Genomic DNA, 14,377 nt, shown 5'->3' on the forward strand with positions numbered 1-14,377 from the left:
TCCTATGGATTTCAATCCTGAGAATAAAATCAACAGGCTCTGTGCAGAAGGAATGTCAGCAGAAGCAGCTGGCGATCCTTTACTGGCGCGGAATCTGTTTCAAAAGGCATGGGATGAATCGGAAAATGATTTTGAAAAATTTGTAGCCGCGCATTATCTGGCCAGGCAACAAAATTCTGTTGAAGAAAAATTGAAATGGGATCTGGTATCACTCCGGTTTGCACTTAAGACCGGCGAAGAATATGTAAGGCAATGGTTGCCTTCGCTTTATTTAAATATCGGTAAAGGTTATGAACAGCTGGAAGATATCGGATCGGCAAAAAGGGCTTATCATTCTGCTTCATCTTTTCAGCAATTTCTTCCTGATGATGGCTATGGAAGAATGATCAGATCTGGCATCACCCATGCCATGGAGCGGACTTATGATAAATGATCAATGCAATTTTTTGTATATTTGCCCTCTGCAATAGAAATGGCTCCATGTAGAATTTAATTTCTTTTTGATTTTGTTACGTTAGCTGCCGCCGGCGGTTCCTTTTTTATTCACTCAAATAAGAAATTAAATGGCTGTGATCTCCATTAGGGATTTGGTGTATTCCCATCCCGACAAAAATTTAATTTTTAACGGAATCAATTTAAATATCAATGCCGAAGCAAAGATGTCGCTCATGGGCAATAATGGCTCCGGCAAATCCACGCTTCTGAAAATTATTTCCGGTGAACTCGAATCTTCTTCAGGTATTATAAAAACGTCAGTGGTACCCTGGCTTGTTCCGCAGTTGTTTGGTCAGTACAATAACCTAACTGTTGCACAGGCTTTGCGTGTCGATAAAAAACTCCAGGCGCTGAATGCAATTACAGAAGGTAATGTTGCAGAGCATTGGTTGGATGAGCTGGCAGACGATTGGATGATCGAAGAACGTTGTAATCAGGCGTTACAACATTGGCGACTCGATGATATCAAAATGGAAAGAAAATTTTCGACATTGAGTGGTGGCCAGAAAACAAAAGTATTTCTTGCCGGCATCGATATTCATCAACCTGAATTGATTTTACTCGATGAACCTGGTAATCATCTCGATTATTCTGCGCTTCGGCAACTGCAGAATATGATCACCAATTGGCAGCATTCTTTGTTGTTGGTTAGTCATGATCGTAAACTGTTGAATCTTGTTAGTACTACTTTAGAACTTTCTTCTCAAGGAGTAAAAGTTTATGGTGGCAATTACCAATTTTATTCAGAACAAAAAAAGATTGAACGATCCGCATACAGGGATGAGTTAAAGGAGAAGGAAAAAGCATTGCGAAAAGCGAAAGCCACGGAGCGGGAGGCATCTGAAAGACAGTACAAACTCAACGCACGCGGAAAAAGTAAACAAGCCAGGTCCGGAGTGCCAACGATTATGATGAATACATTGAGAAACAATGCCGAGAAAACCGCGGCGAAATTGAAAGGTACACATGAAGAAAAAAGAAGTGCTTTGCAGAAAGAGGTAAATGAATTAACAAGCAATATCCCTGCCAACGATCAGATGAAGATTGGGTTAACTGATTCTTATATCCATAGAAATAAAGTGTTGGTAAAGGCTGAAAACATGAATCACTCTTATGATGATATCTGGATGTGGTGCGATCCATTGAATTTCATAATAACCGCAGGAGAAAGGATTGCCATCAGTGGTGATAACGGTTCAGGGAAAACGACGTTGATCAGTATTATCAGAGGTGATATTAAACCTGACGTTGGAAATATCGTCAATGCTGCGACGGAAATAATTTGTATTGACCAGGAGTATTCGCTTATCAATAAAGATCTGACTGTTTTTCAGCAAGCGGTGAAATTTAACCATGCCGGATTGCTGGAACATGAAATCAACATCCGGCTGAGTAGATTTTTATTGGGTAAAGAATTTTGGAATAAATCATGTTCTTCGCTCAGCGGTGGCGAAAGAATGAGATTGATATTATGCTGTCTGACAATGGCGATTCAATCACCGGATATCATTATTCTCGACGAGCCAACGAATAACCTGGATCTGCAAAATCTGGAAATACTATCAAAGGCGATCAATGAGTACAAAGGAACACTGATCGTTGTTTCACACGATGAATATTTTTTGAACGATATCGGAATACAGCGAACAATAGCATTGACATGAAAGTTTGCGTTTACAATTTGGTTTGACCAGGGTAATAATAATTTAGAGATAATGGATGGGAAGATGGACACTGGTTTAGTCTTTTCTCACCTAATAGTTTGTTTTTTCTGATGTGTCGATGGCTAACGTTACATTTTTCGTTGTGATGCCCATGTGATGCGATATATTTAATGGCAAACGCTGAACCGGTTTATCAAGGTGAAAAATGGAATAAAAAAATAGTTTCACTTTCTAAGAATTCATCAGGAAAATATCCGTTTGCCAAAATCAGCAAGGATGGTTATTTGAATGGCTCAAAGAACACCACGATGAACTGAAAGTGTCCCGGAGAGAAATGGAAGATAGAGAATTACAGCTGTTGCGAAATCCCGCAGGAAAATAATAATGGATTTTTTCAATCTCCGATAGCTGCTTATTTTCTCTTCAATACTTATGTGCATTACTGGAGCCGACCATGATAAAATTCAGGCAACATTAAGTTGAAAACTGCCTTGGATTCTTCACCGTTTTATTGAAGGAAATAATTGGTCTTCCACCAGGGTTACTGACGATTTGGGGCCATGCTTGGTGAGAATTCCAGTAATTCATAAACGATTGATTGTTCTGAAAATTCAATCTATATTTATCGCTTCAATAAATGTGAATCAGTTGGAATTTATGAGGAAAAACTATATTGGATTTTATTCTCGGTTACGTGCAGGGCGTTTTTCGTTGCTGGCTTTCCCTTCTTTGTTTTTGGCGCTGCTTTTCTCAGGTTGCTTAAGTAAAAAGACGATTGATGAAAAATTGGTAACCGGGAGCTGGCAATTGTTTGATGTTGTTCAGGTCAGCAGAGCCGGTGTTAATGATTCGTTTTCGAAACTGGCCATGCTTAAACGCGATGTAAAAATTGGTGCACTGTTTAACTTTTTTAAAGATAGCAGTTATACCGTTGTCAAAGGAAATGGCGTTTTTGAAAAAGGAAAATGGACGCTTGAGAATAGCAATTTACTTATTCATTTGAATAGTGATAACGGACATTCATCCGTGTTCCCGATAAGTTTTGAAGAAAACCTGAAGGGAAGGGGGCTGTTGAGTTTCACTGATAAGAAGAATGATGTTGTATTAAAATTTATTGAGGGATCAGCGCCTCTGAAAAACTTCAAAGACGATCCTTTTTACGCTGAGAATAATGAATGGCGGTTCAGGCCCCCCGCACCGGAAGATTCATCATTACTGGCAAAACGAATCACGAACTATTTAAAACATGTAGCTCTTATTCTGAATGCCGCAACTGAAAGAAAGCAGGATGTTGTATCATTCACGTATTCCCAGGGTCCGATAAAAATTTACAATGGTGGGATCGGCATCTATTCTTTCGATATCGTTCCCGAAATATGGAAGAAGTCATTTTATAGTCCTGAAGATGCTCAGGCGGCGTACACCCAATATGAAAAGGTTCTTGAGAAAAGTCATTATCGGGGCGCTTCTTCCGGAAACTGGGTGCTGGATGATTATAATATTTTGCTTGGGATTTATGATGAATTCACAAGAAATAGTAATAATGCGGTGAAGTAGCAGGACCCTTGGGTCGCTCGGGCTGGTACAAGAATCCTGACGAAAACGGAAATTGTCCGCGCCAGACATAGGTACGTCAACACCTGGCAGGTCTTTCAGACCTTGCAGGTTTCTTAAACCTGGGAGGTCTTAGACTTCCCAGGTTGGTGGTAGCATTCTCAATCTGTGTTCATATTCATTGAAAAACGTGTTTAAAATTCTGATTATATATTGGAAAATCAACGACGAGACCTTTTGAACCTCGCAGGTTTTAAAACCTTCAAGGTTTTAAAACCTGCAAGCTCTTAAACCTTCAAGGTGTTAAACCTAGCAGGTCTAAGACCTGCTAGGTCTTAGACCTGCTAGGTTTAACTGTCGAGGTTGGGGGTGGAGTTTATAGAAGGCCAGTATCAGTCACCATAGTTCAACATGCTTCCTGAATTCTGTATTCCGTTTTCAGTGTTTATTCTTCAATGTTTCTGTTTCTCCTTCTTGCAGGTTAATCAGGAAAAGCACTGCTGGAGTTCGTGTTCAAACGATCAACGATCAACGATCAACGAACAACGAACAACGAATAACGAACAACGATAAACTCTCCCTCACAATTTCACTCTGGTCCCTTTTGCCGCAGAAGCGTAGATTGACTGTACAATATGAATATCCCTCATTCCTTCTTCGCCCGGGGCAATTACTGGCTTATTCTGCATGATCGCTAATGCATCATCGTCCATCTGCATAGTCTGCTCTGCAGGAACATTGAACGGATGATTGATTACGCCCAGCGGACTTGAACCCTGTACGCCGGCATATGCAGAGAAAGGTTCCATTTTTAGATCGCCTCTTTCGCAATTGACAGTCAGAAAATTGATGTTTTCACCAAAGCTTGTTTTGATGTCAGCAATTACGCCACCAGGGAATTCAAGTTTTGCTACAACAGTTTCATCCAATCCATTTTTATAGATTTCTGGTCTTGTTGTAGATGTTGTTGCTGAAATAATTGCGATAGGCTCCATGCCTGTGCCGCCGCGTGCTCCCTGTATAGCATATACGCCCATATCACCCAATACTCCGCCGCCCATTTCCCTTTTCTGCTTCCAGTGATCTGTTCTGTTATCGCGATAGCCCGCAGCACAATTGACATATTTTACGTTACCAAGCTTTTTGTCCCTGATAAGCTGCCGGTATTCTTTTGTATTGGGTTCATGTTGCAGACGATAACCGATGGCCAGCGATCTTTTATTCTGCTTACAAGCTGAAATCATTGCCTCGCACTCATTCACAGAAATCGCCATGGGTTTCTCACACCAAACATGTTTACCTGCATTTGCAGCTCTCACAACATATTCTTTATGCATTGACGGCGGCAGTACAACGTACACTACATCGATATCGGGATTGTTCGCTATCGAATCGAAATTGCTGTAGTTATAAATATTCTTATCGGGTATACTGTATTTCTTTTTCCAGGTTTCTGCCTTGGAAGGAGTACCGGTCACTATACCGGCGAGAAAACAATGTTTTGTATCCTGGAGCGCTGGCGCCAGGAGATCGGTGCTATAATATCCCAATCCTACCAATGCAACACCCAGCCGTTTTTTCTGTGAAGTAGCAGCAAGCAGACTGTTGGGTGAAAAAATTAAACTTCCTGCGCCAGCAGCGAGTGTTTTTAATACTTCTCTTCTTGACCTGTTGTACATATGATCAGTTTAGAGAAGTAAGTTACTGATTTCCGGTGGCTTATGCCTGGCGGTGAAGACTGGCAACGGAACGGAGATGCTGTTGCCTGCCCCATAAATGTGCATTGATTAACATTGCCTGTTCGGGATGGTAAAGATGCTTTTGTTCAGTGAATGTTTGTTTCAGGACTTCAAAAGTCTGTTCATCTTCTATCCTGGAAACAAGGGTGATGAGTTCATTCATACTTGGAATTGAAGTTCCATTCTCAGCAACATCTTTTTTCCAGCTGTTGATTCGGGATACGGTTTTGTAGTCTGTCATAGTTGTTGGGTCAAAGAGATTAGATAACGGAATTTTCCTGGGTTTAATATTTTTTACAGCGGCTGCGGTTGCAGAAATATGTGCAGGTGTTGTTCCGCAACAACCCCCGGCTATGTTGAGCAATCCCTCTTTTGCAAACTCTTCCATATAAGCACCGAATTCTTCCGGACTCTGATCATATTCTCCAAACTGATTGGGTAATCCGGCATTGGGATGAGTACTTACAAGAAACGGACATTGATTGCTAAGCATTTGCAGGTAAGGACGCAATTCATCGGCACCTAAAGCACAATTCAATCCTACGGAAAGCAGAGGGGCATGAGAAATCGATATCAGGAATGCTTCAATGGTCTGACCCGATAATATTCTTCCACTGGTATCAGTAATTGTCGCAGATACCATTATCGGGTACTTTCGACCGTTAGTCTCAAACACTTGCATCAATGAGTATAATGCAGCTTTTACATTTAGCGTGTCTGTAACTGTTTCCAGCAGGAAAACATCTATTCCTCCTTCGATCAGCGCATTTGCCTGTTCAGTATATGCTGCAGCCAGCTCATCAAAATGAACTGCTCTTTTGCCAGTATCATTCATGTCTGGTGACATGGATGCCAGCCGTGTCGTTGGGCCTATCGCTCCGGCAATAAAAATCTTTTTAAAAGGACGGTTCCTGGTATATTCTGCAATCGCCCTTCTCGCGATCTTTGCACCTTCGATATTCATTTTCCGAACATAGCCAGCCACTTTATAATCGTATTGTGATATCCTGTTTGCGCCAAACGTATTTGTAGATATAATGTCTGCACCAGCTTTAATATAAGCCAGATGGATATCCTGTATGAGATCAGGTCGGGTAATGTTCAGCAGTTCATTGTTTCCCTTTAGCTCAGTGGGATGATTAGCAAGCTGCTCATTTCTGAAATCATTTTCTTTCAGCATTAACGGTTGTATCATCGTGCCTACCGCACCGTCGAGTACGAGGATTCGCTCGCCAGCTTCGGATAAAATATGCTCCATGATTGTTTATTTATCGGGGTGAAATCAGGCTACTTTTGCATGCGGATGATCGTACAAGGTTGCCTGGAATTCGAGCAGGGATTTTTTGCGGTACAGAAATGATTTTGACATTACCGTCTGAAACTGATTCATCGCTGTGAAGAAGATACGAAGATGATCATTGTCGTACTCATTGATGACGAAATAATTCAGTTCCTTTTCCAGGTATTTTCCGAAGTCTGCACGCATTACATCAGAAAGAACAGGCTCATAGAGTGGATCGCTCAAAAATCCCTTTATGAATTTCCTCAGTTCAACTTCGAGAATAGCAAGATCTTTCAGTTTTATGTCTATTTCTTCGACGGAAGTTTGTTCATAGATAAATCTTGTCGCTCCATAAAGCTTTGTATAGAAATTAAATAATTCGTCTGTCGCGTTGTCTGCAATGCGATACAGATCCCATTGGCGATTGAATTCTCCTGAAAGATTTTTTTCTGCGGCCTTTGTTTCGAAGAAACGAAAGATCAATTCATCATGAGTTGCAATTTTTCCTTTTAATTCTGATAAATCGTTTTCAAGTTTTCCAATCAACGCCCCACAATCTTCCACCAGGAATTTTTCACCGTCATAATCAAAGGTTTTCAGATCATGGTTTCCTTCCCTGATCTGCCTAAGCAACTGCAGGTCTGATTCCAAAGATTGTAAAGTGTAAATCAATGACACATTCTCCCGACTGAAAAGCGATTCGGGAGATTCAGCTAAAAGCGATGTTGTCATGTTCATTGCTTCACCTGCTAATCCTGATGGTTGTTTATGATCGTAGTAACCGTTATACAGTTTGTTTTGTGCATTCTCAAGGAAATTCTTTGTAAAAACGTTTTCAAATGTTGATTCAGAAATTATCTCTTTACCGCTTTCAGCATCTGTTACTGGTAACACCATTTGTGTAAGTTGTAGTTCCAGGTGTTGCAGGTCGCGGAAAACTTCGCCGGCCGGTCGGTTATCGGGATCGGTCTTCACAATATTGAGCGCAGCCAGCTTTGCTATGCGATCTTCTGTCGGCGGATGAGAATCCCATTGATTCTTGATTACGAGTTTCGATTTGAATTTTTCTACACCGCCACCAGCCATCTGTGGCAGATTATGTTCTATCGTCAGGTCGTTTTCTTTTGCAAGAAATTGCATGACAAATTGGTGTTGTGCGTAGATATTCTTTTTGGAAACATTAATTTTTTCCTCCCGGTGATATTCGAGTACCGTCTGATATGCATTTCCTGCAAAATCCAATCTACGCAAAGAAGTCATCAGCGGTGCAGAACCTGTTACATGTGCCGCTACAGCATCTGCATGAAATTCCATTTCTCTCGCCAACCTGAGGTGACTGAGGTTTACAATATTGTACATTTTGTGCAGCACCCACTGAATACCCTGGATGAGCCTGATTCCAATTTTTACAAAAAATGCAAAATAAGAGCTGAAAGATGCCCAGGTAGAAATCACATTTTCATAACTGTTATTTTCATAGAGCATATTGTAAATAATACGGTTCACATTGTAGACATAGCTGCCAATCTTCATTGAACGTTGCGAGAAGTGGCCAAACTCGTGAGATAACACAGCTTTTAATTCATCTGCAGTCACACTGTTCACCAGCCCCATCCCGATCATCAGGTTTTTACGTATCGGAAAAAACATACTCCAGAAACTGGAGTCATAGAACACAGCTGCGTTTACGTCAGCCGATAAATAGATCTTCTTTGGAAAATCAGTTTTTACTTCATCCACAATATCCCTGATCATCGCAAATAGTTCAGGTTGTTGTTCCTGTGTTATCTCTACCAGGTGAGAACGATCGGTTACATACTTACGGAATATAAACTTGATCAGAAAAATGAGTACAAAAACGCCCATTCCCGCCAGACCAAGTCCGATAGCGATGGTCAGAAAGCCTGGTTTAATCAGAATGAGTGAAATACCTGCAAATACGCAAAGTGCCATTAATGCTGTGGCTGTAAAAACTAATGCAATGTAGACGAGTATAAACAGGGAAATATGCAGAACGGCACGAATGGCCATCTTTCTGAAATCCGAGGAGATATTCAGGTTCATGAGTGTAGGGTTCGGGATGAAAGAAAATTTCAGCTTAAAATAACTAAAAAGCAACAAGCAATGCAAGGGTTGTGGGAAAATAGCCTGGGGGGATTGAATAATGTCAGCAGATGAGCTTATGGAATTGATTGACCCTTATGCTGTTGAATTTTATAAACTGTTGTAATGCAATTAAAAGAAGGGCTTTATGAAATAAATACCGATTTTCCCGCAGATTCCCGCTGATTGCATAAACGCAGATGAACCCAGCACTACCAGCAGGATTTATTGATCAGCGAAGATCTACCGCAGCTTTTAATCTGCGATGATCATCGGGAAATCAAGCAGTAAAATACAGTTATCAACACATAACAGTTCGCTGATATCTGAAAATTTGCAGCTTACCTTTCTTCTTCATTTTTGCTATTTAGTGAAGACTTCTTTCTTAGAATAAGATTAGAGTTTTCAAGTTTTATTTCTAATCAGAATGGTAATTCAGGAATAGATTTTAGCTTCGATGTTTAGTTTTAAAAGGAAGTTGCTTTCCTTTTGTTCTATACCTTCTGCTTTCACAATTAAATTCCTCTTTGGTACAAATTGCTTAGAATAGTTAACGGTCGCCCGTTGATGTTAGTTTGTTGTTTAGCCTGAAAAACGATATTCTGATCAGTATGAGCACAGGAAAATCAAGAACTGCCAGGTTCAGAAAATTACGTTTGATAATATTTATTTTATTGGTGGGTTGCAGTCTTTATCTTTTTGCAGATTATCATGGTCCGGTTGAAATTGTACTCAGGCCTTCGAATATTCTGGGTTTCGAAGGCTTTCGTGCGAAGGAGTTGATCGTCCAGGGATTTGACGAGCATGAAAATTTGTACGCGATCAGGGGGATGAATATTTACAAACTAAAAAAGGGAGAAGACAGGTTCAAAAAAATAGCCCATGTCCCCACCGGGTTTTCCATTTTCTGGTTCAGAAACTTTTCGCTTGTCAGGAAGTTCACACTTCGCCCGGAATGTATGGAAGTTCTCGTCAGGAAATCAGGTGAGATCATAGCCATGTCTGCCGGAAAACTCTGGCACCTGCCTCCTGGTAGCGACAGCTTTACAGAAACGCTCGCGCTGCGGCATTATCAAAAAGGAGACCAGGGAATATTTGATAATGGAATTACAATCATAAACGACAGTACAGTTTGTTTTGGAGAGTATTTCAGGAATGAAGACCGTGAACAGGTGGACGTATACGTTAGTACAGATAATGGTCGTCACTGGAAGATTAATTATTCCTTCAAGCCCGGCGAGGTTCGCCATATACACTCCTTGCAGAAAGATCCGTTTGAAAACAAAATGTGGATCACCACGGGTGATGTAAAAAAAGAGCCCCGGATTGCATGGACAGACGATAATTACAAAACTATTCATGAGATTGGTGGAGGTAGTCAGCTCTGGAGGGCAACACAGCTGGTATTTGACCAGGATTACCTGTACTGGGGAGCAGATACTTATAATCCAAAATACGAGGGACTTTACCGTTGGAGTCGCAAGACGGGAGAAGTCGAAAAAATTGCTGATGTCCATGGAGTAATTTTTCATTCAACCATGCTGAAAGACGGAACGATCGTAATGACTACCAACAGGGAAGGGGGGCCGAATGAGAAGGATAAGCAGACCAGGATGTTTATTATTGAGAAAGACAAGCCGGTTCGTTGTCTGAATGTGGGCACCTGGTTCAGTCATAAGCCCGGCTTCTGGTTTAAATATGCAAAGCTGCGTTTGCAACGAAACCAGGGCGCATCGATGCTGGCGATGTCGTGCCTTAGTCAGAAGGAATTTTCAAATGGGGAATTGTTGTTGATTCCCGAGGAAGCGTTGAGGATGGGGGAGGAGCTGGTTAACAGGTAACAGGACAGAATACAGAACCAGGAAGAAACTGAAAACTGAAAACCGGAGGAAAAGCAGAATGTAAAATTTGGAATACAGAAAAATTCGCGATAGCATGCCTGATGTGCAGCCCACCATCCAGATCTCATTCCTCCTACTCCTGCCTGCTGCATGAACAGGAAACTGATAACCAAAAACGGAGAACCGGGAAAATGAAATTTCCAGCGATTCGTCAGGTTGATTCCAATTGCTCTGACAACAGACAACTGTCGGCTACATTCGAAAGCAGAATTCAGGAAAAATTTGACACCGCATACTGGATCCTGCTGACTATAACCTGGATCTCCTGCCTGCTCACCGCTGCCTAATTAAACTGCAACGCCGGCAGACGATACTGATGCCCGTCCACGACATACAACTCTTCAATTTCGTATGTCCAGTACCGGTAGATGGGTGATTTTTTCAGCATTTCTTCTACTTCTGATTTTGAATTTGCTGAAAAAGTGATCCAGGAACGCTGTGATTCCATGGTGACAACATAATGATCGATCGTTCCTGCTTCAATTAATTCGTTGATATAGGCCCGGTGTTCTGGAATTGCTTTCATGAATTTCTCATCCATTTCAAACCGGATACTAACCTGGTATTTCTTCATAAAAAACCAATTCGTTCATAAGATAAACGAAATTTCTGAATCGGGGGTTGCAGTTATGAAATGTTAAACCTCGCGTAGATGCCAGGGAACGATGCTGTTTGCATAATCGTCCCGGTAAGGAATGGAGACCCGGATGTAGTTGTCAGTATAACCTTCCAGCATACCGTTTTTGGTCTGCGTTTCGAACAATACTTTTCTTGTTTCGCCACGATGTTGCGAAGCAAAATGTTGCGATTTCATAAACGATAAGTTCCGGAGTACCTTATTTCTTTCATTGCGTACATGAACCGGAACGACGGGTTTTATATCGAGCGCGGAAGTATTATCTCTTTCCGAATAAGTAAATACGTGCAGATAAGAAATATCAAGACTATGAAGAAAATCGAATGTTTCTTTGAAAGATGCTTCATCTTCTGCTGGAAAACCTACTATTACATCAACTCCGATCGCACAATGAGGCATCATCGTTTTAATCATTGCCACTTTTTCGGCATACAGTTCACGGCGATATCTTCTCCTCATCAATCCCAGGATCTTGTTACTCCCACTTTGCAGAGGGATATGAAAATGAGGCATAAAACGATTGCTGTCACTCACCAGTTCAATAATTTCAGGAGAAAGAAGGTTTGGTTCGATAGATGAAATCCTGAACCTTTCAATTCCTTCCACTTTGTCGAGTTCCCTGCAAAGCTCAAAAAAGTTGGTACTGTGCTTATCGCTGTTGTTGGTTTTGCCAAAATCCCCGAGGTTTACCCCGGTCAACACGATTTCCTTAACTCCCTGTTCTGAAAGCTTCCATGCCTGTTTTACAACGTTTTCTATGCTGTCGCTTCTGCTTTTCCCACGGGCCATGGGGATGGTACAGAACGAACAGGAGTAGTCGCAGCCATCCTGGACTTTCAGGAAACTCCTGGTGCGGTCGCTTACGGAAAAAGAGCTGTTAAATCCTTTGACCTCGGTAATATCGCAGCTGCAGATTTTTGAAGAATCACCTTTGGTAAAGTCGCGCAGATGCCGGGCTATGTTGAACTTTTCGGCAGCACCCAGCACAAGGTCAACGCCGGGTATTGCAGCGATCTGCTCGGGCTTCAGCTGTGCATAGCAACCGGTTATGACTACAGTCGATTCAGGAGCGCGGCGTTGGATACGACGAACGATCTGACGGCATTCTTTATCGGCATTATCAGTTACAGAGCAGGTATTGATCACATAAACATCGGCCGGGTCGTCAAACGACCTCTTTTCAAAACCTTCCTGTTCCAGTATCCTGGACAGACTGGAGGTTTCTGAAAAATTCAGTTTGCACCCAAGTGTATGAAAAGCGACTGATTTTGCTTCGGCCATCGGGCGGCAAAGGTAGGAAAATAGTCGGGAGTCTGGAGTCGGGAGTTAAGAGTGAACAGCCGAGCAGCCAAAGACCGTAGCCAATAGTTTAAAGCCAAAAGTCTGAAACGGGGAGTCCATGTTCGGGAAGATGTTTGTGGTGCCGTTGTTCGTAGAGCCGCGATGCGTCGCGGCTCAGGTAATTATTAAAAAGCTAATTCCGTATTCTGATCTCAACGCTCCATATAACCAGATGATTTCATAAAGATCCCCAGGATCGATGATCTTATAGCCCCGGAATTCATTCCGGGGCCCGATGAATTGTTGACCCGGTATTCATTCCTGCGAGAATGTTCAAGGAATTTGACAAATGACAAAGAATCTGAAGAACGATTCAGATAGATTTGTTCGGATCGAAGATTTGTCGCCCGCGAATATGGTCAGAAGAAAAATGATTTTTTTTATCAATATGAATTCATCTGATGAGATTAATCTCCGGAATGGAAAGAAAAACAACATTTTCTCCATTGTAAACCGATATAGAAAATTTGTAAGTTGTGGGATTCAAAATGAATCGAAAGCTTTTATACGGCATTGTCTTCCTGGTGGTACTGGCAGTAACCTTTTACCTGAAAAATGGCGAAAGGAATTCATATCCTGACGAAGGATTTGATAGAAACAGCGGTCCCCTGATCTATACCAGACATGCGCGCTGCAGAATGTCCTGCAGGGACATCACCGAAAATGAAATCAGGTTTATTTTAAACAACGGGATTGTCAACAAATCAAAATCAGATCTCAACAGTAAACCCGAGCCGAAATATGCGGTGGAAGGCTATGGTGACAACCGTCAGCATCTTCGGGTTATATTTGCTCCTTCAACCCGTGGCATGGTGGTCATCACCTGCATTGATCTGGAAAAGGAATGGAAATGCGACTGCAAATAACGCTTTAAATGGATTCTTTCAAGCATGGATGTACTTTTATGGCCAGTAAGAATTATCTACACCTTATACGCTGTTCTTCTATTTATTACCCTGATGCTGATCGTTTTTCCATTTGTTCTGATTGCATCATTCTGGGGTAAGGTTAAAGGCGGCAACTTCGTATACCATGTCCTCCGGATCTGGTCAGCCATCTGGTTTCCTATGATCGGAATTTTTCCGAAAAGAATCTATGAATCAAGGCCTGATCCCCTTAAACAGTACATTTTTGTTGCCAATCACATTTCTTATCTCGATGCGGCGACTATTGTTGAATTTATACGTCAGCCTTTTCGGCCCTTGGGGAAAATTGAAATGAGTAAGATCCCGATTTTCGGATTTATATACAGAGTCTGCGTAGTGATGGTGGAACGTGCCAGCGCTGAAGACAGGGCTAAAAGTATCAGGCAATTGAAATCAGTTTTAAAGAAAGGTATTTCCATCCTTGTTTTTCCGGAAGGAACCTTTAATATGACCCATCAGCCGCTCAAAAGTTTTTATGATGGCGCATTCAGGGTAGCGGTGGAAACACAAACTACAATTCAACCTGTGCTTTTCCTGGATGCCTACGACAGGATGCATTACAGACATATATTCAGCATGACTCCGGGAAAATGTCGTGCGGTTTTTCTTGAGCCCATCGAAGTGGCCGGGATGGATCAAAAACAGGTTGGCGAATTAAAGGAAAGGGTCTATAGTCTGATGGATAAAAAACTAAGAGAATACAACGCCAGCTGGATCAAATAGCTTTTGAGGTAA

The 14,377-nt window shown here is 41.7% G+C and carries 11 protein-coding genes; 6 read left to right on the plus strand and 5 right to left on the minus strand.

Annotated features, from left to right (window positions below; all coding sequences use genetic code 11):
• The first annotated feature begins 4 nt into the window (after positions 1-4).
• From P2W82_RS13815 to P2W82_RS13825, 3 genes are all read left to right on the plus strand, one after another.
• A complete protein-coding gene (locus tag P2W82_RS13815) occupies positions 5-433 on the plus strand; it encodes an rRNA adenine methyltransferase (RefSeq protein WP_336516488.1) in 429 nt (142 codons plus the stop codon).
• Positions 434-569: 136 nt separating this feature from the next.
• Positions 570-2,159 (plus strand): ABC-F family ATP-binding cassette domain-containing protein, encoded by a 1,590-nt coding sequence (locus tag P2W82_RS13820; RefSeq protein WP_336516489.1) that lies wholly within the window; start codon positions 570-572, stop codon positions 2,157-2,159.
• Between the two features lie 657 nt (positions 2,160-2,816).
• Positions 2,817-3,716: a hypothetical protein gene (locus tag P2W82_RS13825; RefSeq protein ID WP_336516490.1), complete on the plus strand. Its 900-nt coding sequence runs from the start codon at positions 2,817-2,819 to the stop codon at positions 3,714-3,716.
• 578 nt (positions 3,717-4,294) lie between these two features.
• On the opposite strand, the gene P2W82_RS13830 is transcribed toward P2W82_RS13825, so the two are convergent.
• The 3 genes from P2W82_RS13830 to P2W82_RS13840 are packed head-to-tail and all read right to left on the minus strand — an operon-like array spanning position 4,295 to position 8,798.
• On the minus strand, positions 4,295-5,392 hold the full coding sequence (locus P2W82_RS13830) for a Gfo/Idh/MocA family protein (protein ID WP_336516491.1): 1,098 nt from the start codon (positions 5,390-5,392) through the stop codon (positions 4,295-4,297).
• A gap of 40 nt (positions 5,393-5,432) precedes the next feature.
• A complete protein-coding gene (locus tag P2W82_RS13835) occupies positions 5,433-6,710 on the minus strand; it encodes a homocysteine S-methyltransferase family protein (RefSeq protein ID WP_336516492.1) in 1,278 nt (425 codons plus the stop codon).
• 24 nt (positions 6,711-6,734) lie between these two features.
• Positions 6,735-8,798: a M48 family metallopeptidase gene (locus P2W82_RS13840; protein WP_336516493.1), complete on the minus strand. Its 2,064-nt coding sequence runs from the start codon at positions 8,796-8,798 to the stop codon at positions 6,735-6,737.
• A 650-nt stretch (positions 8,799-9,448) separates the two neighbouring features.
• Between P2W82_RS13840 and P2W82_RS13845 the strand changes: the two genes are divergently transcribed.
• A complete protein-coding gene (locus tag P2W82_RS13845) occupies positions 9,449-10,678 on the plus strand; it encodes a hypothetical protein (protein WP_336516494.1) in 1,230 nt (409 codons plus the stop codon).
• Positions 10,679-11,021: 343 nt separating this feature from the next.
• On the opposite strand, the gene P2W82_RS13850 is transcribed toward P2W82_RS13845, so the two are convergent.
• Positions 11,022-11,312 (minus strand): muconolactone Delta-isomerase family protein, encoded by a 291-nt coding sequence (locus P2W82_RS13850; protein ID WP_336516495.1) that lies wholly within the window; start codon positions 11,310-11,312, stop codon positions 11,022-11,024.
• A gap of 63 nt (positions 11,313-11,375) precedes the next feature.
• Positions 11,376-12,656, minus strand: a complete 1,281-nt coding sequence (gene mtaB / locus P2W82_RS13855; protein WP_336516496.1) for a tRNA (N(6)-L-threonylcarbamoyladenosine(37)-C(2))-methylthiotransferase MtaB — start codon at positions 12,654-12,656, stop codon at positions 11,376-11,378.
• Positions 12,657-13,204: 548 nt separating this feature from the next.
• Here mtaB and P2W82_RS13860 point away from each other — a divergent pair.
• Together P2W82_RS13860 and P2W82_RS13865 are read left to right on the plus strand one after the other, a co-directional pair.
• Positions 13,205-13,582, plus strand: a complete 378-nt coding sequence (locus P2W82_RS13860) for a DUF4258 domain-containing protein (RefSeq protein ID WP_336516497.1) — start codon at positions 13,205-13,207, stop codon at positions 13,580-13,582.
• A 24-nt stretch (positions 13,583-13,606) separates the two neighbouring features.
• Positions 13,607-14,365 (plus strand): lysophospholipid acyltransferase family protein, encoded by a 759-nt coding sequence (locus P2W82_RS13865; RefSeq protein ID WP_336516498.1) that lies wholly within the window; start codon positions 13,607-13,609, stop codon positions 14,363-14,365.
• Positions 14,366-14,377 lie beyond the last annotated feature (12 nt).

It is taken from the genome of Pollutibacter soli, assembly GCA_029269725.1.
Taxonomy (GTDB): domain Bacteria; phylum Bacteroidota; class Bacteroidia; order Chitinophagales; family Chitinophagaceae; genus Pollutibacter; species Pollutibacter soli.